Below are 20,454 nucleotides of genomic sequence, written 5' to 3'. Positions count from 1 at the left end.
TTGGCGCCCGGCGACTTGTCATGGTCGCCGCCCAGCTCGTACATATCGTGCTGTCCCGGCGGATTGACGTAGAAAGAGCTGATGCGCTCGGCCGCGAAACCGGCGGCAAGCAAGGCGATGCGCGCATCGGCGATCTGGTCCTGCAACTGCAAATGGCCTGCAATAATCGTAGTCATCGGATACTCCTTTGGTGCCAGCTATGGCGTGGGCTCCAGTGTGCCGCGCGGCGGCGGCCGATTCCGTACGCTTACGCACCTTGCGGGCGGACAATTTTAATCTTCGTGTTCAGTGCGGCCGCCTGCGCCATATATAATGATTCGCATCGGGATTTCGCATACAGCCAGCTTCCATAACGATAGGAACGCAGATGGAGACAGCAGAGCAAGCGAACGAGGTGGCACGGCACGATGCCGGCGCGGCGCTATTCCTGCCCCGCCTCGAGCAGGCGTTGCGCCGCGCCGAGCACCATGGCAACGCCGTCGCGCTGTTGTGCATCGGCATCGAGCAAGACGGTCCGCCGGCCGACGACGATCGCGCCTGGACCAACGCCGTGGCCGAGCGGCTGCAGGCCCACATGCGCGCGCACGATACGCTGGCCCAGCTGGAACCGGCGCAATTTTTCGTCATCCTCGACGACGTCGAGCGGCTGGCCGACGTCAGCCTGCGCTGCGAAGACCTGCTGGCAGCGCTGGCGCTGCCGTTCGACGGCGGCGAGCGGCGCGCCAAGGCCAGCATCGGCGTCGCCCTGTATCCGCAGGACTGCGCCGACGCCGAGGCGCTGCGGCGCTGCGCCGGCCACGCGCACCAGCTGGCCATGGCGCGCGGCGGCGGCACCTACCAGTTCCTGTCGGCCGAGATGAACCGGCGCCTGCTCGACCGCATCCACGCCGACGCCGCGCTGCGGCTGGCGCTGGCGCGCGACGAGCTGCTGCTGCTGTACCAGCCGCTGGTCGACCTGCAGAGCGGCGCCGTGGCCAGCCTGGAGGCGCTGGTGCGCTGGCAGCATCCCGAGCAGGGCCTGCTGACGGCGCACCGCTTCCTGCCGATGGCCGACGACGCCGGCCTGACGGCGGAGATCGGGCTGTGGGTGCTGCGGCGCGCCTGCCGCGACCTGCGCGCCTGGCGCGACGCCGGCCGGAGCGAGCTGAAGGTGGCGATCAACGTGGCCCCGGCCGATTTCCGCGACCCCCACTATGGCGCCGCCGTCGGCGCCATGCTCGACGAATACGGCCTGACGCCGGCCTCGCTGACGCTGGAGATCACCGAAAGCGCGCTGACCGAGGCCGGCGCCGGCTGCGACGCCGCGCTGGCCGCCTTCAAGACGCGCGGCCTGAGCCTGACGCTGGACGATTTCGGCACCGGCCATTCCTCGCTCAGCAACCTGAAACGCTTCCCGTTCGACGCGCTGAAGATCGACGCCAGCTTCATCCGCCACGTCGTCACCGACACCAGCGATGCGGCCATGTGCCAGACCGTGATCGCCATGGCCCACCACCTGGGCATGCGCGCCGTGGCCGAGGGCGTGGAAACGGAAAGCCAGTGCGAATTCCTGCGCCGCAATATGTGCGACCAGATCCAGGGCTATCTGTTCGCGCCGCCGCAAAGCGCCGCGGAAGTGAGCACGCTGCTGGCGGCCGGCCATGCGCTGGCGCCGCACCTGCTGCGCCAGCAGCAACGCCGGCGCCGCCTGCTGCTGGTCGACGACGAAGCCAATATCGTCGCCGCGCTCAAGCGCCTGCTGCGCCCCGACCACTATGAAATCTACAGCGCCAACGACGGCCAGCAGGGCCTGGACGTGCTGGCCGAGCACGCGGTCGACGTCATCGTCTCAGACCAGCGCATGCCCGGCATGCTGGGCGCCGACTTCCTGCGCAAGGCCAAGCAGCTGTACCCGGACACGATACGCATCATGCTGTCCGGCTACACCGAGCTGCAGTCGGTGACGGACGCCGTCAACGAGGGCGCGATCTACAAGTTCCTGACCAAGCCCTGGGAGGACGAGCTGCTGCGCGGCCATATCGCCGACGCCTTTCGTCTCAAGGAGATCGCCGACGACAACGAGCGGCTGCACCTCGAGGTGCGCAGCGCCAACCAGGAGTTGGCCGCCGCCAACCGCCGCATGGAACAGCTGCTGCACGAAAAGCAGCGCCAGATCAGCCGCGACGAGATCAGCCTGAACATCGCGCGCGAACTGCTGCAGCACCTGCCGCTGCCGGTGATCGGTCTCGACGACGCCGGCATGATCGCCTTTGTCAACGGCGCCGCCGAGCAGTTGTTCCGCCACAGCGGCGCGCTGCTGGGCAACGAGGCGGCCAGCGTGTTGCCGGAACTGTTTCCGCCGCCGGACCTCGGCCAAGCCGGCGCCCCCAGCCAGGCCGGCGCCCGCGATCGCCGCCACGTCGCCCGCATCGACGGTCAGCGCTACGCCGTGGTCATGTATCCGATGGGCGAGCAGTCGGCGTCGCGCGGCAGCCTGATTACACTCAGCCGTCACGAGGAGATCTTATGAACGCCACTACCGCCCACGAAATCGGATTGGACCAGGCCGCCGCCGGCATGACGCTGGCGGCGGCGCTGCTCGACGCCCATGGCGGCGTGCTGCTGCCGCGCGACGCCGCATTGACCGAGGCCACGCTGGCGTCGCTGCGCCGGCGCGGCATCGAGCGCTGCGTGGTATGGGCCGAGGCCGCGGCGGAGTCGCCGGCCGACGCGGCCGCGCGGGAGCGCGACCTGGAGCGCCAGTTGCAGCGCCTGGGCCAGCTGTTCCGCCACGGCGGCGACGATGCCCGGCCAGAACTGATGCAGCTGCTGGCCGACTACCGCAGCCGGGAGCAGCCATGACCGGCGTGGACGACGTCATCAAGCGCGTGCGCGACCTGCCGTCACTGCCGGCGGTGGTGGTCGAGCTGATGGCCAGCGTCGAGCAGGAAGACATCGACACCCACGCGCTGGCCTCCAAGATCACGCTCGACCAGGGCCTGGCGGCCAAGACGCTGCGGCTGGCCAATTCCTCGTTCTACGGCATGCCGGCCAAGGTCACCACCATCCACCAGGCCATCTCGGTGCTGGGCTTCCACAGCATCCGCACGCTGGTGACGGCGTGCTCGGTGACGGCCAGCTTCGCGCCCGGCAAGGACGCCGGCTTCGATCTCGAGGCGTTCTGGCGCCATTCGATCGGCACCGCCGTCTGCGCCCGCGTGCTGGCGCCCTACTTCAAGCTCAACCCGGATACCGCCTTCACCGCCGGCCTGCTGCACGACCTCGGCACGCTGGTGCTGGCCACCGGCTATCCCGACGAATACCGCCAGGTCGGCGCGCACCGCCAGCAGCACGACTGCCAGGCGGCCGAGGCCGAGCAGGCGGTGTTCGGCATCGACCACACGGCCGTCGGCAGCGCGCTGGCCGCGCACTGGAAATTCCCGCTGGCGATACAGCGCGCCGTGGCCGGGCATCACCAGGCCGATGCCGCCGGCGCGGCGGCGACGCCGGCCACCGTGATCTTCCTGGCCAACGTGCTGGCCCATGCGCTCGACCTGTCGGAGCAGGAGGACGACCAGGTGCCGCCGCTGCCGCTGGAGCTGTGGCGCTCGCTGACGCTGAACCAGGCCGACTGGTACGCCGTGTTCGAGCGGACCGAGCTGACCTTCCACGACATGTGCCAGGTGTTGACGCCATGAGCCTGACCCACCTGACCGGCGCCGGCGCAGCAGCCGACGACGCTCCCTACCACGCGATCGCGCTGTCGGAATTTTTCGACGGCCACCCGGTGCCCACCTTCGCCATCGACACGCGCCACGTGATCACCCACTGGAACAAGGCCTGCGAGCAGCTGCTGGGCTGGAGCAAGGTCGACATGATAGGCACCGGCAACCACTGGCAGGCCTTCTACCCGCGCCAGCGCCCGCTGCTGGCCGACCTGCTGGTGGCCGGCCGCCTCGACGAGCTCGAGCACCACTATGCGGGCAAGTGCCGGCGCTCGACGCTGATCCCCGGCGCCTGGGAGGCCGAGGACTTCTTCCCCAACATCGGCGCCAGCGGCCACTGGCTGCAGTTCACCGCGGCGCCGCTGCGCGACGGCGACGGCCGCATCGTCGGCGCCATCGAGACGCTGCGCGACGTCACCGAGCGGCGCGTGGCCGAGAACGCGCTGCGCAAGGCGCACGACAACCTCGAGCACGTGGTCGCCAAGCGCACCGCCCAGCTGGCCGAAGTGAACGCCCAGCTGCAGGAGGACATCCAGCGCCGCCACGCGGCCGACGCCGAGCTGCGCCGCCGCAACCTCGAGCTGACCGAGCTCAACGACCAGCTGCAGCGCGCCCAGCAGCAACTGGTGCAGGCCGACAAGCTGGCCTCGATCGGCCAGCTGGCGGCCGGCGTGGCGCATGAAATCAACAATCCGATCGGCTACATCTTTTCCAACTTCAGCACGCTCAACACCTACCTGGAACAGCTGTTCGCCATGCTTGACGCCTATCGCGAGGCCGAGCCCGGGCTGCCGGCCGACAGCGCCGGGCGGTTGCGCGCGCTGCGCGACGAAATCGACCTCGACTTCCTGCGCGGCGACATCCCGGCGCTGATGGCCGAATCGCGCGAGGGCATCGTGCGGGTGCGCCACATCGTCCAAGACCTGAAGGATTTCTCGCGGGTGGACGCCAACCAGGAATGGGTGTGGACCGACCTGCACCGCGGCATCGACTCGACGCTCAACATCGTCAGCAACGAAGTCAAGTACAAGGCCGACGTGGTCAAGCAATACGGCGACCTGCCCGACATCGAGTGCCTGCCGCTGCAGATCAACCAGGTGGTGATGAACCTGATCGTCAACGCCGCCCACGCCATCGGCCCCGAACGCGGCCGCATCACCGTCAGCACCGGGCGCGAGGGCGACGCCATGGTCTGGATCGACATCGCCGACAACGGCAGCGGCATCGCGCCGGAAACGCTGTCGCGCATCTTCGACCCCTTCTTCACCACCAAGGCGGTCGGCAAGGGCACGGGCTTGGGGCTGTCGCTGGCTTATGGTATCGTGCAAAAGCACAGCGGCCGCATCGAGGTCGACACCACCCCCGGCCAGGGCACACGCTTCCGCGTGCTGCTGCCGGTTTGCCATAGCGACAACCCGCCCGCCGAGGCCCACCAGGAGGCGCAGACATGAACCAGCCGGCGCTGCAAGCCATGCCCGAGATCAACAGCGGCGCCACGCTGCTGTGCGTGGACGACGAACCGAACATCCTGTCGGCGCTGCGGCGCCTGTTCCGCGCCCACGGCTACCGCGTGCTGACGGCCGAGAGCGGCGCACTGGGGCTGGAAGTGTTGGAGAAGGAGCAGGTCGACCTGGTCATCTCCGACATGCGCATGCCGGTGATGGACGGCGCGCGCTTCCTGGCCCAGGTGCGCGAGCGCTGGCCCGACACGCTGCGCCTGCTGCTGACCGGCTATTCGGACATCCAGTCGATCCAGGACGCCATCAACTGCGGCGAGATCTACCGCTACATCACCAAGCCGTGGGACGACAACGACATCCTGCTGCTGGTGCGCCACGCGCTGGAGCGGCGCCAGCTCGAGCTCGACAAGCAGCGGCTGGAAGCGCTGGCGCTGCGCCAGAACGAGGAGCTGAAGGCGCTCAACCAGAGCCTGGAAGCCAAGGTCGAGGCGCGCACGCGCCAGCTCAAGGTCGAGGCCGAGGCCACCATCGTCGCCAACGCCAAGCTCAAGAAAAACTTCATCACCACCATCAAGATCTTCTCGACCATGATCGAGCTGCGCGCCCACAACCAGCCCGGCCACGCGCGCCTGGTGGCCGACCTGGCGCGCCGCATCGGCGTGCAGCTGCAGCTCGACGCGCGCGAGGGCCAGGATTTGTTCGTCGCCGCGCTGCTGCACGACATCGGCAAGATCGGCTTCAAGGACGACATGCTGCAGACGCCGCTGACCATGCTGCACGGCGAGGCGCTGGGCCTGTTCCGCAAGCATCCGGCGCGCGCGGCGGAGCTGCTGATGCCGCTGGAGGAATTGCGCGGCAGCGCCGCCATCCTGCGCGCCCAGCTCGAGCGCTTCGACGGCAACGGTTTTCCGGACGGCCTGGCCGGGCTGGCGATCCCGCTGGGCGCGCGCATCCTGGCGCTGGCGGCCGATTACTACAACCTGCAGCAGGGCGCGATGGTGCAGCGCCACCTGCGGCCGGAAGAGGCCAAGTCGCTGATACTCGACGCCGGCGGCAAGCGCTACGATCCGCACGTGGTGGCCGCGTTCCGCCAGGTGATGGACGGCGACGCCGGCGAGAACCTGGGCGGGGTCGAGGTGCTGTCGGGCGAGCTGACGCCGGGCATGGTGCTGGCGCGCGACCTGGTCAGCCGCGACGGCCTGATGCTGCTGTCGACCGACCACGTGCTGGACGCGCGCATGATCCAGCAGGTGCAGGACTTTGAGACCAAAAGCGGCGGCCGCCTGTCGATCTGGGTGCGCAACGCCAGGGAGGCGGCGGGATGAATACGGGCACGAACACAGCTAACAGCGCGGGAGTCGGCAAGATCTTGCTGGTGGACGACGACCCCAATGTGCTGAGCGCGCTGCAGCGCGAGCTGCGCCAGCACTTCGGCGCCGACGCGCTGCAGGTCGAGGCCTTCGGCAACCCGTTCGACGCGCTCAACCGCATCTGCGTCTGCGAGTTCGACCTGGTGATCTCGGATTTCACGATGCCGGAAATGAGCGGCGGCGACCTGCTGCGCACGCTCAAGGAAGTGGCGCCCTCGACGGTGCGCATCATGCTGACCGCCTCCACCGCGTTCGACACCGCGCTGACGGCCATCAATCAGGCCGAGGTGTTCCGCTTCGTGCCCAAGCCGTGGGAGAGCGAGGAACTGGCGCAGACGGTGCGGCTGGCGCTGGCGCACCGGGCCGCGCTGCTGGCCGCGCCGACGCCGCAGGAGCTGGAGGCGCAGCGGCTGGAGGCCGAGGAGCCGGGCATCCTGGACGTGCGGCGCGACGCCGACGGCGCCATCATCCTTTGACGGCCGAAGGCGGCTGCACCGGCAGGTGCACGGTGAAGCGCGTGCCCTGCCCGACCACCGAGGCCACTTCGATGCGGCCGCCGTGGCGGTTGACGATGCCGTAGGACAGCGATAGCCCGAGTCCGGTGCCGCTGCCGACCGGCTTGGTGGTGAAGAAAGGCTCGAAGATGCGGTTCAGGTTTTCCGGCGCGATGCCGCAGCCGTTGTCGCCGACCTCGACCCAGACCCATTCGCCGCCCTCGCCGGCGGCGGTGCCGGTACGGATGGTGATGACGCCCTGCTCGCGCAGCGCATGGGCGGCGTTGACCAGCAGGTTCATGAACACCTGGTTCAGCTGCGACGCCAGGCAGGTCACCGGCGGCAACACGCCGTACTGCTTGTCGACCCGCGCCTTGTACTTGATCTCGTTGCTGACGATGTTGAGCGTGCTGTCCAGGCCGTGGTGCAGGTCGGCCACCTGCCACTCGGTTTCGCCGACGTGGGAAAAATCCTTCAGCGCCTGGACGATGTCCTTGACCCGCTTCAGGCCGTCCATCGATTCGCGCACCAGGTCGGTGACGTCCTCGCGCAGGAATTCCAGGTCGGCCTTCTTGCGCAGCGCCGCCAGCTGCGCGGCCAGCGCCGGCTGGCCGGCGGCGGCCTTGTCGTACTGGTCGATCACGTCCAGCAAGGTGACGACATAGTTCTTCAGCGAACCCATGTTGGAGTTGACGAAGCCGACCGGATTGTTGATCTCGTGCGCGATGCCGGCCGCCAGCTGGCCGATCGAGGCCATCTTCTCCGACTGCAGCAGCTGTTCATGCGCGCTGCGCAGTTCGCCGATCAGCTGCTGCTGCTCGATGCCCTTGGCCTGCAGCGCCTCCTCCATGTGCTTGCGCGCGGTGATGTCGGTCAGCGAGCCGATCACCTCCAGCGGCGCGCCGTGCTCGTCGCGTATCAGCCGCAGCGTGTCGTGCATCCACAGGTAGCTGCCGTCGTGGCTGCGGAAGCGGTATTCGTAGGCGCGCTGGCCCTCGGTGAACACCAGCGCCAGGCTGGAGAAAATGCTGGGCGCGTCATCCGGGTGGATATGGTCGAACCAGAAGTTCGGATCGGCGGTCATCTGCTCGGGCCGGTAGCCGAGCACGTGGAAGGCGTTGTTGCTGACAAAGGTCATCTTGAAGTCGCCGCTGGGCACGGTGCAATAGATGATGGCCGGGGTATTGTCGATCAAATACTGCAGGCGCACCAGCGGTGAAGCCGCCTCGGCGGGCGGTGGCGCGGACGCGCCCGGCGTATCCGACGAAAAGAATTCGAATTCTTCAAATTGCATATCGATAGCCTCGCTGCGGCGCACACCGCGGATGCGCGCAGCGCGGAGGCTGCGTTCGCGACTTTACCGATTATGCCTGAATTCCGGGGCCGCCAGTGCAAGCGCGCGCCACCGTCGTCACCAGGGCGCGCCGAAGGCGTAGTCGACGGCGGCCGGCAGCGGCTCGGGCGGCGGCGCCTCCATCCAGTCGCGCGGGTCGACGCGGTAGTATTTTTTGAATTCGGCAAACAGCTCGGCGTGGTGCGCGGCCATCTGATAGGGCTTTTCAAAGAAAGTCTCGGTGGCGACGGCGAAGAATTCGGCCGGATTGGTGGCGCCGTAGTGGTCCATCACGCTGTGCTGGCGGTACATGGCGTTGTGCCGCAGGTTGTTGAAATCGCGCGACAGTACCTCCGCCCACTCGCGATAGCTGCCCGGATTGCCGAGGTAGGGGGCGCCGTTGGCGCGGCCCGATTCGCTGTCGAGCTGATGGGCGAATTCGTGCAGCACGATGTTGTGGCCGCGGCCGGGGCCGTGCGACACATCTTCCCAGGACAGCACCACGCGGCCGTCGTCCCAGGATTCGCCCAGCATGCTCTGGTGCGCCGGCGTGATCACGCCGCCCGGCCCGACCTCGGCGCGCGGCGCCACGAAGGCGCCCGGGTAGACCAGGATGGTGTGCAGCGCCGGATACACCTTGCTGGGCCGGTTCAGCAGCAGCAGGCAGGCCTGGCCGGCGATGGTGACGGCCATTTCATCGGTCACCTCCAGCCCTTCGCAGCCGACGAACTTCTTTTGATGCAGGAATTGCACGACCAGCCGCTGCAGCTGCTGCTGCAGCTCGGGCGCCATGCGGCGATAGGCGGGAATGCTGCGCGACAGCACCGCCTGCGCCTCGGCCGGCAGGGGCCGGGCCAGGATGCGCCGCAGGCGCCAGCGTGGGTAGTAGAAAGGCAGCGCGATACCCAGCGCCGTCAGGCCGATCCAGATCAAAGCTTCCATGTGCGGCGAGTCCGTATGATGTCCAGTGCAGGCTAGGTGGGGTGCCTTATGAACATTTCAATATGCAAACAGCCGGGCATGGCCGGCTGTTTATCATACTACTGCGACTGTCGCACTGGCGGAAACGCTCAGGCCTGCTCTTCCTTCTGCTGCGATGGTGCCGAGCCGAACAGCGCGGCCACCAGCGGATCGCGCATCACCGGGCCGCGGTTGACGCGGATCGCATAGTGGGTGTCGTCGGCCAGGATGTGGAAGTGGCGGCCGCTGCCGGCCATCGCCTGTTCGCGCAGGCCCGGACGCTCCTTGCGCGGCGGCGCGCCTTCGCGCTTGGGCTGGACGATGGCGGCCAGGAAGGCGCGCACGCGGTCCGGGTCGGGGGTCAGCTGGTAGACCGCCTTGCCCAGGTAGGTGGCGGTGCCTTCGACGTAGCGGGCCAGCTCGATCACGCCGGCTTCGCGCAGGTCGCGGATGTATTTGCGGGCGCCGGACGGGGAAAACTTGAGGAACCAGGCGATTTCGTCAGCCAGCATTTCATGCAGCTGCAATTCGCCTATCAGTTTTTGCATGTTTTCGATGCGGCGCAGAGTGGCCGAGGTCGAGCGTACGCGCTCGATAGAAGCCATCGACAGCGCAGGCTTCCGGTCCAGAGGCGCAGGCGCCGGGCGCTCCACCAGCATCAGCTTGGCGGTGGTGGCCTGCATGTCCGACGAGGCTTTCATCTCGTTCTGAACCAGATGTTGAGGTTGTCTAACTGCATGCATTTGAACACTCCTTATAACAACAATTGCCGAGATTAGTGGCAGCGGATGACGTGGCGCGGTTGAAGTCGCTACAGTCTCTGCATCTGGGCTCAAGAATGCCTTTTCGCAGCGCACCAGTCTGTGCGGCAACGAACATTAGTGGCAGAACTTTGCATTAAAGGTGAGACAAGTGGCGGGGAAGTAAGTTTCACCAAGTTTCAACGAGTGTGACAAATTTGATACAGCACAAGCTTTGGTGCGCTAACGTACAGTGCGCGGGCACGATCTCCCCTACTCTTCGGTCCAACAGCGGTGCTACAACATTGCTGGCAACGAAACACCTATCAACAATCGGGAGCTAACCTGTGAATAAATCTAAGAACATCGCCATCGCCGCCGCAGCCCTCTGCGCGTCGTTCTCCGCCCTGGCTCAGGATGCGGTCATCAACCCATCGTGGTATATCCAGCCCAGCATCAACGCCATGAAGCCCGACTCGGACTTCGGCGTGGACAAGCGCGGCTACGGCGCCGGCCTCAAATTCGGCAAGGCCATCAATGAATTCTGGGACGTCCAGGCCGGCACGACCTATGCCCGTTCCCGTGAAAACGGCCAGCGCTACCAGCAGAACACGCTGGGCGTCGACGGTCTGTACATGTTCTCGCGTAAAACCTTCCGTCCATTCATCCTGGTCGGTATCGGCGCCGAGCGCGACAAGGCCAACCTGATCAATTACGCCGTGGTCAATGGCATTGAACACACCAAGACCTCGCCGTACCTGAGCGCCGGCTTCGGCTTCCAGGCCGACATCAACGAGCGCGTCGCCTTCCAGGCCGACATCCGCAACGTGCACGGCTTCATCCGTGGCAACGACTTCCCTAACAGCAAGAGCAATAACTACTATGCAACCGTCGGCCTGAACATCGCGTTCAACGCGCCGCCGCACGCGGCGCCACCTCCGCCACCGGCACCACCGCCAGCGGTCGAGCCGCCGCCACCGGCGCCCGTGACCCCGCCGCCGCCGCCGCCACCACCGGCACGCTTTGAAAAAGTGACGATGTCGGCCACCGAGCTGTTCGGCTTTGACAGCGCCAAGCTGAATCCGAACCAGCCCAAGCTGGACGACATCGCCAACGTGCTGAGCACCAACAGCAGCATCGACAACGTGGTCATCACCGGCTACGCCGACCGTCTGGGCAGCGACAAGTACAACCAGAAACTGTCCGAACGCCGCGCCAACGCGGTCAAGGACTACCTGGTCGGCAAAGGCATTGCAGCCAACCGCCTGAACGCGGTGGGCAAGGGCGAAGCCAATCCTATCGTTCAGTGCAACGATAAGAAAATGAAACGTGCGGACCTGATCAAGTGCCTGGAACCTAACCGTCGCGTCGAGGTTGAGCAGATCACCATCGAACGCCGCGTGCAATAAGCTTTGCGCACCAGCCCCGCCACTAACCTGGCGGGGCTTTTTTTTTATGCAAAATAAAAACATCGTCTCGGTACTGAGCTGTACCGTGTCCGAATGGTTTGAACACCGCGCCAGCAGCATGGGCGCGGCGTTGGCGTTTTACACGCTGTTTTCGCTGGCGCCCATCCTGGTGCTGGTGTTGGCCATCGCCGGCTGGTTCTACGGCCCGCAGGCGGCGCAGGGACAACTGTTCGCCGAACTGCGCGGCCTGGTCGGCGCGCAAGGCGCGGAGGCGATCCAGCTGGTGTTGGCCGGCGCCCGCAACAAGGAGGAAGGCCGGCTGGCGACCATGATCGCCGGCGCCCTGCTGCTGTTCGGCGCCACCAGCGTGTTTGCCGAGCTCAAGGCCAGCCTCGACGCCATCTGGCAAGTCCCTCCGCTGACGCGCGGCACCGCCTGGGACGTGATCCGCACCCGCTTGCTGTCGTTCGGCATGATCCTGGTGCTGGCCTTCCTGCTGATGGTGTCGCTGGTGGTCAGCGCGTTGCTGACCTTGCTGGAAAAGTTCTGGGGCAGCCACTGGGGCTACGCCGGCATGGTGCTGTCGGCGCTGAATTACGTCATCGGTTTCGTCGTCATCTCGGCGCTGTTCGGGGCCATCTTCAAGCTGCTGCCGCGCATCAAGCTGTCGTGGCACGACGTGACCATAGGCGCGATGGGCACGGCGGCGCTGTTCAGCCTGGGCAAGTACCTGATCGGCGCCTACATCGGCAACAGCGGCGTCACCAGCAGCTTCGGCGCCGCCGGCTCGATGATCGCGCTGCTGCTGTGGGTCTACTACTCGGCGCAGATCTTCTTCCTCGGCGCCGAATTCGCGCGCCAGTACGCGCTTCAGCTGGGCAGCTTGCGCCGCTGAGGCAGCGACCATGTGCCGGCCCGACGGCTTCGCCGCGCATCGTCATGTCTGCATGTTATATTGAAAGTATTGATACCAAACTCCGCAACAATATGTCGAAACCGATACGCGCGTTCGCCGCCGGCCTGGCGCTGAGCTTGTGCCCCACGCAGGTTCAGGCCGGATGCAGCCGTCCCATCATCGTGCCGCTGGCGCCGGTCGGCATCAGCGTGATCGTCAATGAAGACAAACTCAGCGGCATCTATCCCGAGGTGCTGCGCAAAATCAGCGCCCGCACCGGATGCCAGCTGAAGATGACGGCGGTGCCACAGGCGCGCCTGGAGGCGATGTTTGAAATGGGAACGGCGGACCTGATGCTGCCCGCCATGGGCACCGCGCACCGCGACCGCTTCGGCGAGTTCGTGCCGCTGGTCGGCGCGCGCGCGATGCTGCTGTCGGTCGACGCCAAACGGCCGGCCGTGGCCGACCTGAAGGCCTTGCTGCAGCGGCGGGAACTGCGCGTGGCGGTGGTGCGCGGCAACGACTACGGCGACGAGTATCGCGCCGCGGTGGCCGAGCTGGAGCGGCAAGGCCGGCTCTTTTACGAGACCGATCCGCTGCAGGTGGCGCGGCTGCTGGACAAGGGCATCGCCGACGTGACCATCCTCACGCCGATGAGCCTGGCGTACGAGATGAAGGAAGACCGGCGGGTGCAGCATCTGCTGGAGCGCCTGCGCATCGAGGAAATGCCCGAGCTGCCGTGGGGCTACAGCGGCGCCTATATCTCGACCAGGTCGCTGTCGCCGCAGGACCAGCGCTACCTGGCGGCCCAGCTGCGCGAAAGCTTCAAGACCGACGCGGTGTGGGCCGAGTACCGCCGCTACTATCCGGCCAACGTGGTGGCCGCCAGCAGAAGGCCGCGCTAGCGCGGGGCGCGGGACAGCCTCACTCGCCCAGCAGCTCGGCCACCACTTCCATGCCCTCGACCCGCTCGGCCACCACCTTGACGATGACGATCAGCGGCACGCCCAGCAGCAGGCCAGCGACGCCCCACAGCCAGCCCCAGAACAGCAGGCTGACGAACACGGCGGCCGCGTTCATGCGGGCGAAGCGGCCCGTCATCCAGGTCGCCACCACGGTGCCGACCAAGGTGGCGATCGCCAGCGACGTGCCCATCACCAGCACGCTCATCTGCAGCGATTCAAACTGCAGCAAGGCGACGATGCCGGTCGCCAGCATGATCAGCAAGGGGCCGAAGTAAGGCATCACATGCAGCAGCCCGGCGACGATGGCCCAGGCGCCGGCATTCTCCAGGCCGATCCAGCGCAGGGCGCCCCACATCAGCAAGGCCAGCAGGCCGTTGGTGACCAGCAGCATCAGCATGTATTTCTGGATCGACGAGTTGATGTCGTCGAGGATGTGCACGGTGATCTTCTTCTTGCTCAGCGACGGCCCAGTCAGCTTGACCAGCTTGCGCTTGAAGGTGTCGCCCGACAGCAGCAGGAAGAACACCAGGAAGATCACCATCGTCGCCTGGCTCAGAAAGCCCAGCGCGCCCAGCGAGCCGGCCCAGATCCAGTCCATGACCGGCAGGGTGCCGCTGTCGGAGGCCGGCGCGGCCCTGCGCGCGGCGCGCCGGTCCTGGGCGCCGGAGGTGGCTTGCTGCAGTTCGGTGGCGACGGCCTGGATGCGCTGTATGGCGCTGGGGCCGTTGTGCATGCGGTCAGACAGCAGCTTCGACAGCTTGTGGCTGGCGCTCGGCAGTTCTTCGACGATGGATTGGAATTCGCCCTGCACCTTGTCGATGATGACCGCCGAGCCGAACAGGATGGCGCCGGTGACCAGCGTGGCGCCGACGATGCGCGGGATGCGGATGCGCTCCAGCCAGCACACCAGTGGGCTGAGCATGTAGGTGATCAGGATGCCGAGTAACAGGGGGACGAGAAAATCGCGCGACCATTGCAGCGCATAGAGAAACGCCACGGTGGCGATGACGCCGAGCGCGAGGCCGCGGGCGTGGACATGCAGGGGAATGCGGGTGGTGTCGCCATCGGCGGCCACTGCGTTGATCGGAAGGTCGACTGGCTGCTGGCTCATGATGGCTCACAAAAAACTTCCGGCGCGGCACGCCCGACAGATCGGGCATGGCGCGCCGGCAGGTACTGCTTACTTGACGTGGAGGTCGTTCTTGACAGCGGTCACGCCTTTGACGCCGCGGGCGACTTCGGCCGCCTTGGCGATGTCTTCAGGCTGGGCCACGAAGCCGCTCAGCTGGACCGTGCCCTTGAAGGTCTCGACGTTGATCTCGGTCGATTTCAGGGTAGGCTCGTTGAAGATGCTGGCTTTGACTTTGGTGGTGATGACGGAATCGTCGACATATTCGCCGGTGCCTTCCTTGGTGGAGGTCGATGCGCAACCGGCCGTGGCCAGCAGCGATACGGTGAACAGGGCAGTAGCGATTTTATGTGCGATTTTCATGGCGATTCTCCTTGGAGTGATTAAACAGTGAGTTTGTCAGCCAGCAGTACTGCGAGGTTTCTGCTACCGATGTAGACGTTTTACGCGCCTTCCCCAGTGACATCTGTACGGTACCGTACACACAAATAAAATCACAACAGCGTGGCACATCGCGCTTGGTGCGTAAGCGCACAGACCCTCCAAAGCACGCTGTCTATTCTGAACTTACACTTTTTCGGGAGGACAATATGAAACACTCAACGACCTTGGCAGCACTGGTGATCGCCGGCACAGCGGTCCTCAGCGGCTGCGCCAGCACCAGCCAGGCACCCGCCTCGCAGGGCTATTACCCCAGCCAGGCTGACAACACCACCTACGGCACCATCGATTCGATCCAGGTAGTACAAGCCAAATCCGGCACCAGCGGCGCGGGCGCCGTCACAGGCGGCCTGGTCGGCGCCCTGCTGGGCAACCAGGTGGGCTCGGGCAGCGGCCGCACCGCCGCCACCGTGGCCGGCGCAGTCGGCGGCGCCGTGGTCGGCAACAAGGTGGAAGAAGGCCGCAACCAGCCGCACGAGCAGTACCAGATCAGCGTGCGCATGGATAACGGCGACTACCGCATCATCAACCAGGACAGTGTCTACGACCTGCGCGTGGGCAACCGCGTACGCCTGGTCGACGGCCGACTGTATCGTTATTAATCGCAGCAAGTCAGGTGCATAGGACCAGCACTTTTTTTAAAAAACTCAAAAAGGGGAATACAACATGGGTACCATCATTCTGATTATTCTGGTCCTGGCCTTGATCGGCGCGCTGCCGGCCTGGCCGCACAGCCGCAACTGGGGCTATGCGCCCAGCGGCATCACCGGCCTGATCGTCGTGATCCTGCTGATCATGCTGCTGACCGGCCGGCTGTAAGAGACAACTCAACCGGAGAACCATCATGACTCACTTCCACCGCACCGTCGTTGGCGTGATGATGGCCTGTGCCGCGATGCTGGCACAGGCGCAAAGCAAGACCACGCCGCCGGAAAACATCCAGCTGCAGAAGCAGGAAATGGCCAAGGGCGACCCCGCCCGCTGGTACCAGGACGACGCCAGCGTGAACGCACAGATGCGCACCTTGCGCAAGGAAATCGCTGCCGCGTTTGCCGAGGCGAATGTCGCCTGCAAAAAAGGCCCCGCCAGCGAACGCAATGACTGCCTGAAGGACGCCCGCTCGACCTACAAGCAGGACATGGCGAACGCCGCGCAGATCCGCGCGGAGAATCACCAGCAATAGCAGCCGCCTAGGCGGCCCGCTCCTGATCGTGCACGTTGCTCCGCGCAGGCGGCAGTTCGTGCACGACCAGCGGCGTATCTTCCGTCACAAAGCTCAGCCAGCCCGCCGCCTTCAGCGCTCGCAGCGCGTCCTGGTAGCCCTGGTCCCAGCGCCATTCAATCGAACCCTTGGAGAAATTGATGTCCTTGGCCGCCATGTTCCAGTCGCGGCCCGCGTAGGCCAGCCGCACCACGTGCAGCGTGCTGCCGACGCCCAGCTGGGCCAGGTCTTCCGCGCCCTTCTGCGTCCGAGCCTGCTCCGGCAGCTGCAGGTACAGCTCGCGCAGCTTTTGCTGCAGCTTGTGGGTGGCCACGTAGTCGTCCAGGTGGCGCTTGGACCGCGAGGCAAAGGTCACGTCTTTCTGGCGCGTCTGCACTTCGTCCAGCGTGGTCGGCTCCTCGCCGTCGGCGCTCCACAAATCGACCATGAAACACAGCGTGTCGACGTGGTCGCTGTCGTCGAGCACCGTTTCCAGCGGCGTGTTCGAATACAGGCCGCCGTCCCAGTACAGGTCGCCGTCGATGCGCACCGCAGGAAAGCCCGGCGGCAAGGCGCCGCTGGCACGGATGTGATCGGCGTGGATGGTCAGCTGGCGGTTGTCGAAGCTGCGCAGGCTGCCGCAGGTGACCTTGAGCGCGTTGACGGTCAGGCGGATGGCGTCGGGCCCGTTCAAGTAGTTGAAATCGATCAGCCGGTTCAGCGTATCGCCCAGCTCGGCGGTACTGTAAAAGCTGGCCTGCTCGGGATCGACCGCGATGCCGGCGGCGAACGGACTCAACAGGCGCGGGCGGAAGAAGCCCGGCACTCCGCGCAGCACCGTATCCCAGGTCTGCAGCAGGATGTTGGAGCGGCGTTGCGCGTCCGGCACCTGGCGCATGTCGTAGCTGTCGCGATGGGCCACGCCGTCCCAGAATTGCTTCAGCCTGGCCAGCCGCGTTTCATGCGGATTGCCGGCCAGGATGGCTGCGTTGATGGCGCCGATCGAGGTGCCGACCACCCAGTCCGGCGCCAGCCCGTGTTCATGCATCGCCTGGAACACACCGGCCTGGTAGGCACCCAGCGCACCACCGCCCTGCAGCACCAGCACGACCCGCAAGCCTGCGGGATTCAATTCAGGAACTTTGCCACTCATCAGCCTACTCCAATAAAAAAACGCCGCATCGGCGGCGTTTGGGATTAATCCGGTTCCTGCTCCGGCGCGGGTTTGCGCCGCAGCAGCCAGGCCACGCCCACGCCGGCCGCCAGCGCGATGCCCAGCGCCGGCTTGACCAGGCGCTTGCGGGCGATAAACGAACCCAGGGTCAGCGCATACGGCATCAAGGTCTTGACGTTGATGCCCTTCAGCCCGCCCGGCTGCAGCAGGCCGCCCAGGCGCGCCTGGGCCATGCCCAGCGCATGCTCGACCGCGCCGTGGAACATCGCATCGGGCTGCAGCGCGTTGCCGACCAGCGCCTTCGCGTGCACCACCTTGATCCGATACAGCTCGCCTTCGCGTATCAGCCGCTGCTTCTCGGCATTGAACTCCGCCAGTTCCGCTTCTTTGCTCATCTGCTCTCCCGGTTACAACAGCATGTCGCGGTCGGACTTGAGTTCCGCCATGGTCGCCGGCATACCCAGCTTGCCACTACGAATCATGCCGCGCGCATACACCACAAGGCCGATGGCGATCAGCAGGAACACGCCGGTCAGGATCGGCAGGATGGTCCAGCCGATCGATTGCCAGGCCAGATAGGCGATGGTCACCGTGCCGTAGGCCAGCGCGAAGCAGCAGGCCACGACGGCCAGCGCGAACACCAGCACCAGCCGCAGCAGGTGATTGCGCACCTCCCCCAGTTCCAGCGCGGCCAGCTCCAGCCGCGTCAAGAGCAGGCCGAGGCTGTTGCGGCAGATGTTGCCCAGCGACGCGATCAGCCCCGGCGGGCGGTTCATCTCATCGGACACGATGGATTACTTGCGACCGATGATCACACCGATCAGCAGGCCGACGCCGGCTGCGGCGGCGATCGAACGCCATGGGTTTTCCTTGACATACACGTCGGCCTGCTTGGCCATTTCCTTGCTGGCGGCCACGGCGCTTTGCTGCGCTTCATGAGCCTTGGCCAGTGCCGTGTCCAGCGCCCGCATGCCGCGGCCGCGCAGTTCTTCGGCCTTTTCGCCGGTCAGGGCGGTGGCGGCGGTAAACAATGCTTGCGCATCTTTAACCAGAGTTTTCACGTCGTTGTTCACGGTACTGATGTTTTGTTCCAGCATGATGAGGCTCCTGTTATGGTTGTGTGAAGTGAAAACTGTACAGCAAAATCACGAATATGCCTTAATCCAGCAAATCGCGCATATCGTCCGCGTGCTCTTCTTCGACGGCCATGATCTTGATCAACAAGTGACGCGTCGTCGGGTCCGTGTCGCCTATCCGTTCCACCATCTGCCGGTAGGACTCGATGGCGACCCGCTCGGCGATCAGATTGGCCTTGACCATCGATTGAACGTCGTCAGATGCATCATACTCGGCATGGCTACGTGCGAGCAATGTTGCCGGATTGAAATCAGGCTGGCCGTTCAACTGAATGATACGCTCAGCCAGCCAGTCCGCGTGTTCCTGTTCCTGGGTAGCGTGCTCCAGGAACTCGGCCTTGGCCGAGCCGTTGGACTTGCCGCTGACCGTGTAGTAGTGGCGCTTGTAGCGCAGGACGCACACCAGCTCGGTCGCCAGCGCGTCGTTGAGCATCTTGATGACGGCGCTGCGGTCGCCCTGGTAGCCGGCCGTGACCGGGCCGTCCTGCAGGTTGCGGGCGGCCGCGCGGATGGCTTCGGTATCGATGCCTGCCGCTGTGGTGGGATTGGATTCAGCCATGATAGTCCTTCCTTGGTGAGAAATTAGTGGCGGTTGGCGATCGGCGCGCCGTTTTGCGACAGCACGATCTCGACCCGGCGGTTCAGCTGGCGGCTGCCGGCGTCGGCATTGCTGGCGACCGGATAGGCTTCGCCGTAGCCGCGGGTGGCGATCTTGTCGGCCTTGACGCCCAGGCCGATCAGCGCGTTACGCACCGATTCGGCGCGGCGCTGCGACAGCTCCAGGTTGTGCGACGAGGTGCCGGTGCTGTCGGTAAACCCTTCGATCAGCACGGCGCTCTGAGGTTCCTGCAGCAGCACGTCGGCCATTTTCTGCGCGGTGCGCATGCCTTCGGCGCTCAGCTCCGCGCGGTCGACGTTAAACAGCACGTCGCTCAGCGTGATAACCAGGCCGCGGTCGGTTTGCTTGGCCTGCAGATCGGCCAGCTGCTGCTGCAGCGCGGCGTTCTTGGCTTGCTCGTCGCGCGCGCTGTTGGACGCGGCGTCGGCCTGCATGCGGGCGGCGTCGGCTTCAGCCTTGGCCTGGTTGGCGGCCGAGGTGGCTTCATTGGCCTGCATCTTGGCCGTGTTGGCTTCGGCGGTGCGCGCTTCCAGGCGGATCTCGTCGCGCTGGCGGCCCGAGTTGGCCACCTCAGCCTCGGCCTGTTTCTGTTTCGCGACTTCGCGCGCGGTGGCGATCTTCTGCTTGGCGATATAGGCCAGCTTGTCGATCTCGTCCAGGCTTTCCTTCTTCGCGGCGGCGGCGTTGGCGCGGTCCAGCGCGTCGGTCGCGGCCTTGAACTCCAGCGGCGCGTTGGCGGCCACCGACGGATTGCTTTGCGCGGCCATGAAGTCGCCGCGGGTTTGGTCGAGCAGGCTGGTGGTGGTCGGCGTGGTACTGCAGGCGGAGAACATGATCGCCATCGCGAACACGGTGGGGACGGCGTACAGTTGTTTCATGCGCAGTGTATTCATGACGTGCTCCTTATTGTTGGGTGGTGGTGCCGGCGCGGTTCAGTTCCTCGCGCAGGGTGCGGATGCTTTGCTGCAGCTCGTCGGCGGCGCTGGTGGCCTTGGCGGAATTGGCCTTGCTCTGCGCCAGCTGCGCGTCGGCCGAAGCCTGCGTGGCCAGGTCCTGCGCCGTCTTGTAATCCTTGGCGGCCAGCGCCTGGTTGGCGCGCATCAGTTTTTCGCGGGCCGATTGCATTTCGGCCGGGGCCAGGTCGGCGGCGCCGGCGCTGGTGGCATTGGCCACGGCGGCGCGCGATACCGCGACGTCGGCGGTGGCGGGGGTTTTCTCGCTGGCGCAGGCGCTCAGGCCCAGTACCGCGGCAATGGTGCACAAGATGGCAAGGCGGTGATGGATGATAGTACTCATTATTGTTCTCCTCAAAAATTCATTCGGTAGGATGATGTTATAAGCTCATGCCTAGCGGCCTTCAGTACGGTGCCGCACATTGAACGTGCGCTGCTCCCCGTACTTGGTACCGCAGCGTACAATCGAGG

At 65.6% G+C, this 20,454-nt stretch carries 24 protein-coding genes; 12 read left to right on the top strand and 12 right to left on the bottom strand.

The genetic code is table 11. The annotated features are described in order from the left end of the window. The first annotated feature begins 367 nt into the window (after positions 1 to 367). Genes ACSQ3S_RS11100 through ACSQ3S_RS11075 form a run of 6 tightly spaced genes read left to right on the top strand, consistent with a single transcriptional unit; the run spans position 368 to position 7,010 of the window. The gene (locus ACSQ3S_RS11100) at positions 368 to 2,509 is read left to right on the top strand and encodes an EAL domain-containing protein (RefSeq protein WP_436142389.1); all 2,142 of its coding nucleotides are present in this window, start codon (positions 368 to 370) and stop codon (positions 2,507 to 2,509) included. Continuing rightward, positions 2,506 to 2,841, top strand: coding sequence for a hypothetical protein (locus tag ACSQ3S_RS11095; protein ID WP_436142388.1), 336 nt, complete (start codon positions 2,506 to 2,508; stop codon positions 2,839 to 2,841). Before ACSQ3S_RS11100 ends, ACSQ3S_RS11095 begins: the two co-directional genes overlap by 4 nt. After that, complete coding sequence (locus tag ACSQ3S_RS11090) at positions 2,838 to 3,677, top strand: HDOD domain-containing protein (protein WP_436142387.1); 840 nt, start codon at positions 2,838 to 2,840, stop codon at positions 3,675 to 3,677. Before ACSQ3S_RS11095 ends, ACSQ3S_RS11090 begins: the two co-directional genes overlap by 4 nt. After that, a complete protein-coding gene (locus ACSQ3S_RS11085) occupies positions 3,674 to 5,155 on the top strand; it encodes an ATP-binding protein (protein ID WP_436142386.1) in 1,482 nt (493 codons plus the stop codon). The genes ACSQ3S_RS11090 and ACSQ3S_RS11085 overlap by 4 nt, the downstream gene beginning before the upstream one ends. After that, positions 5,152 to 6,489, top strand: coding sequence for an HD domain-containing phosphohydrolase (locus ACSQ3S_RS11080; RefSeq protein ID WP_436142385.1), 1,338 nt, complete (start codon positions 5,152 to 5,154; stop codon positions 6,487 to 6,489). The genes ACSQ3S_RS11085 and ACSQ3S_RS11080 overlap by 4 nt, the downstream gene beginning before the upstream one ends. Continuing rightward, entirely contained in the window at positions 6,486 to 7,010 is a 525-nt protein-coding gene (locus ACSQ3S_RS11075; protein ID WP_176653644.1) for a response regulator, read from the top strand. The genes ACSQ3S_RS11080 and ACSQ3S_RS11075 overlap by 4 nt, the downstream gene beginning before the upstream one ends. Here the strand turns inward: ACSQ3S_RS11075 and ACSQ3S_RS11070 are convergent. From ACSQ3S_RS11070 to ACSQ3S_RS11060, 3 genes are all read right to left on the bottom strand, one after another. Beyond that, positions 7,000 to 8,322: an ATP-binding protein gene (locus tag ACSQ3S_RS11070; protein ID WP_413448112.1), complete on the bottom strand. Its 1,323-nt coding sequence runs from the start codon at positions 8,320 to 8,322 to the stop codon at positions 7,000 to 7,002. The genes ACSQ3S_RS11075 and ACSQ3S_RS11070 overlap by 11 nt on opposite strands. A gap of 117 nt (positions 8,323 to 8,439) precedes the next feature. Further along, positions 8,440 to 9,303: a zinc-dependent peptidase gene (locus tag ACSQ3S_RS11065; RefSeq protein ID WP_413448111.1), complete on the bottom strand. Its 864-nt coding sequence runs from the start codon at positions 9,301 to 9,303 to the stop codon at positions 8,440 to 8,442. Between the two features lie 128 nt (positions 9,304 to 9,431). Further along, positions 9,432 to 10,064 (bottom strand): winged helix-turn-helix domain-containing protein, encoded by a 633-nt coding sequence (locus tag ACSQ3S_RS11060; RefSeq protein ID WP_413448110.1) that lies wholly within the window; start codon positions 10,062 to 10,064, stop codon positions 9,432 to 9,434. 344 nt (positions 10,065 to 10,408) lie between these two features. Between ACSQ3S_RS11060 and ACSQ3S_RS11055 the strand changes: the two genes are divergently transcribed. The 3 genes from ACSQ3S_RS11055 to ACSQ3S_RS11045 all read left to right on the top strand — a co-directional run bounded on the left by ACSQ3S_RS11055 (position 10,409) and on the right by ACSQ3S_RS11045 (position 13,270). Continuing rightward, on the top strand, positions 10,409 to 11,470 hold the full coding sequence (locus tag ACSQ3S_RS11055; RefSeq protein WP_176653641.1) for an OmpA family protein: 1,062 nt from the start codon (positions 10,409 to 10,411) through the stop codon (positions 11,468 to 11,470). A 46-nt stretch (positions 11,471 to 11,516) separates the two neighbouring features. Then, complete coding sequence (locus ACSQ3S_RS11050) at positions 11,517 to 12,365, top strand: YihY/virulence factor BrkB family protein (protein WP_436142384.1); 849 nt, start codon at positions 11,517 to 11,519, stop codon at positions 12,363 to 12,365. Between the two features lie 92 nt (positions 12,366 to 12,457). After that, entirely contained in the window at positions 12,458 to 13,270 is an 813-nt protein-coding gene (locus ACSQ3S_RS11045) for a substrate-binding periplasmic protein (protein WP_353404743.1), read from the top strand. A gap of 19 nt (positions 13,271 to 13,289) precedes the next feature. Here ACSQ3S_RS11045 and ACSQ3S_RS11040 read toward each other — a convergent pair whose 3' ends face one another. Next, positions 13,290 to 14,441: an AI-2E family transporter gene (locus ACSQ3S_RS11040; protein WP_176653638.1), complete on the bottom strand. Its 1,152-nt coding sequence runs from the start codon at positions 14,439 to 14,441 to the stop codon at positions 13,290 to 13,292. A gap of 69 nt (positions 14,442 to 14,510) precedes the next feature. Continuing rightward, the gene (locus ACSQ3S_RS11035) at positions 14,511 to 14,822 is read right to left on the bottom strand and encodes a BON domain-containing protein (RefSeq protein ID WP_176653637.1); all 312 of its coding nucleotides are present in this window, start codon (positions 14,820 to 14,822) and stop codon (positions 14,511 to 14,513) included. Between the two features lie 227 nt (positions 14,823 to 15,049). On the opposite strand from ACSQ3S_RS11035, the gene ACSQ3S_RS11030 reads away from it, so the two are divergent. From ACSQ3S_RS11030 to ACSQ3S_RS11020, 3 genes are all read left to right on the top strand, one after another. Next, positions 15,050 to 15,502 (top strand): glycine zipper 2TM domain-containing protein, encoded by a 453-nt coding sequence (locus ACSQ3S_RS11030; protein WP_176653636.1) that lies wholly within the window; start codon positions 15,050 to 15,052, stop codon positions 15,500 to 15,502. A gap of 64 nt (positions 15,503 to 15,566) precedes the next feature. Further along, the gene (locus ACSQ3S_RS11025) at positions 15,567 to 15,719 is read left to right on the top strand and encodes a DUF3309 domain-containing protein (protein WP_176653635.1); all 153 of its coding nucleotides are present in this window, start codon (positions 15,567 to 15,569) and stop codon (positions 15,717 to 15,719) included. A gap of 25 nt (positions 15,720 to 15,744) precedes the next feature. After that, on the top strand, positions 15,745 to 16,083 hold the full coding sequence (locus ACSQ3S_RS11020; RefSeq protein ID WP_436142383.1) for a hypothetical protein: 339 nt from the start codon (positions 15,745 to 15,747) through the stop codon (positions 16,081 to 16,083). A gap of 7 nt (positions 16,084 to 16,090) precedes the next feature. Here the strand turns inward: ACSQ3S_RS11020 and ACSQ3S_RS11015 are convergent, their stop codons facing one another. From ACSQ3S_RS11015 to ACSQ3S_RS10985, 7 genes are all read right to left on the bottom strand, one after another. Then, positions 16,091 to 17,254 (bottom strand): patatin-like phospholipase family protein, encoded by a 1,164-nt coding sequence (locus ACSQ3S_RS11015; protein ID WP_436142382.1) that lies wholly within the window; start codon positions 17,252 to 17,254, stop codon positions 16,091 to 16,093. Between the two features lie 44 nt (positions 17,255 to 17,298). Further along, positions 17,299 to 17,670, bottom strand: a complete 372-nt coding sequence (locus ACSQ3S_RS11010) for a hypothetical protein (RefSeq protein WP_176653632.1) — start codon at positions 17,668 to 17,670, stop codon at positions 17,299 to 17,301. A 12-nt stretch (positions 17,671 to 17,682) separates the two neighbouring features. Next, positions 17,683 to 18,051 carry a phage holin family protein gene (locus ACSQ3S_RS11005; RefSeq protein ID WP_436145010.1) on the bottom strand — a complete coding sequence of 123 codons (369 nt, stop codon included), beginning with the start codon at positions 18,049 to 18,051 and terminating at the stop codon, positions 17,683 to 17,685. Between the two features lie 18 nt (positions 18,052 to 18,069). Further along, complete coding sequence (locus ACSQ3S_RS11000; RefSeq protein WP_008446875.1) at positions 18,070 to 18,372, bottom strand: DUF883 family protein; 303 nt, start codon at positions 18,370 to 18,372, stop codon at positions 18,070 to 18,072. Between the two features lie 61 nt (positions 18,373 to 18,433). Beyond that, positions 18,434 to 18,970, bottom strand: coding sequence for a ferritin-like domain-containing protein (locus ACSQ3S_RS10995; protein WP_176653631.1), 537 nt, complete (start codon positions 18,968 to 18,970; stop codon positions 18,434 to 18,436). A gap of 23 nt (positions 18,971 to 18,993) precedes the next feature. Then, entirely contained in the window at positions 18,994 to 19,923 is a 930-nt protein-coding gene (locus tag ACSQ3S_RS10990; RefSeq protein ID WP_176653630.1) for an OmpA family protein, read from the bottom strand. A 10-nt stretch (positions 19,924 to 19,933) separates the two neighbouring features. Next, entirely contained in the window at positions 19,934 to 20,326 is a 393-nt protein-coding gene (locus ACSQ3S_RS10985) for a DUF4398 domain-containing protein (protein WP_176653629.1), read from the bottom strand. Between the last annotated feature and the right edge of the window lie 128 nt (positions 20,327 to 20,454).

Origin of the sequence: Duganella sp. LjRoot269 (genome assembly GCF_964254095.1) — a bacterium.
GTDB classification, from domain to species: Bacteria; Pseudomonadota; Gammaproteobacteria; order Burkholderiales; family Burkholderiaceae_D; genus Rugamonas; species Rugamonas hordei.
The sequence above is the reverse complement of the archived record's forward strand: the minus strand, read 5'-3'. Positions and strand labels throughout refer to the sequence as shown.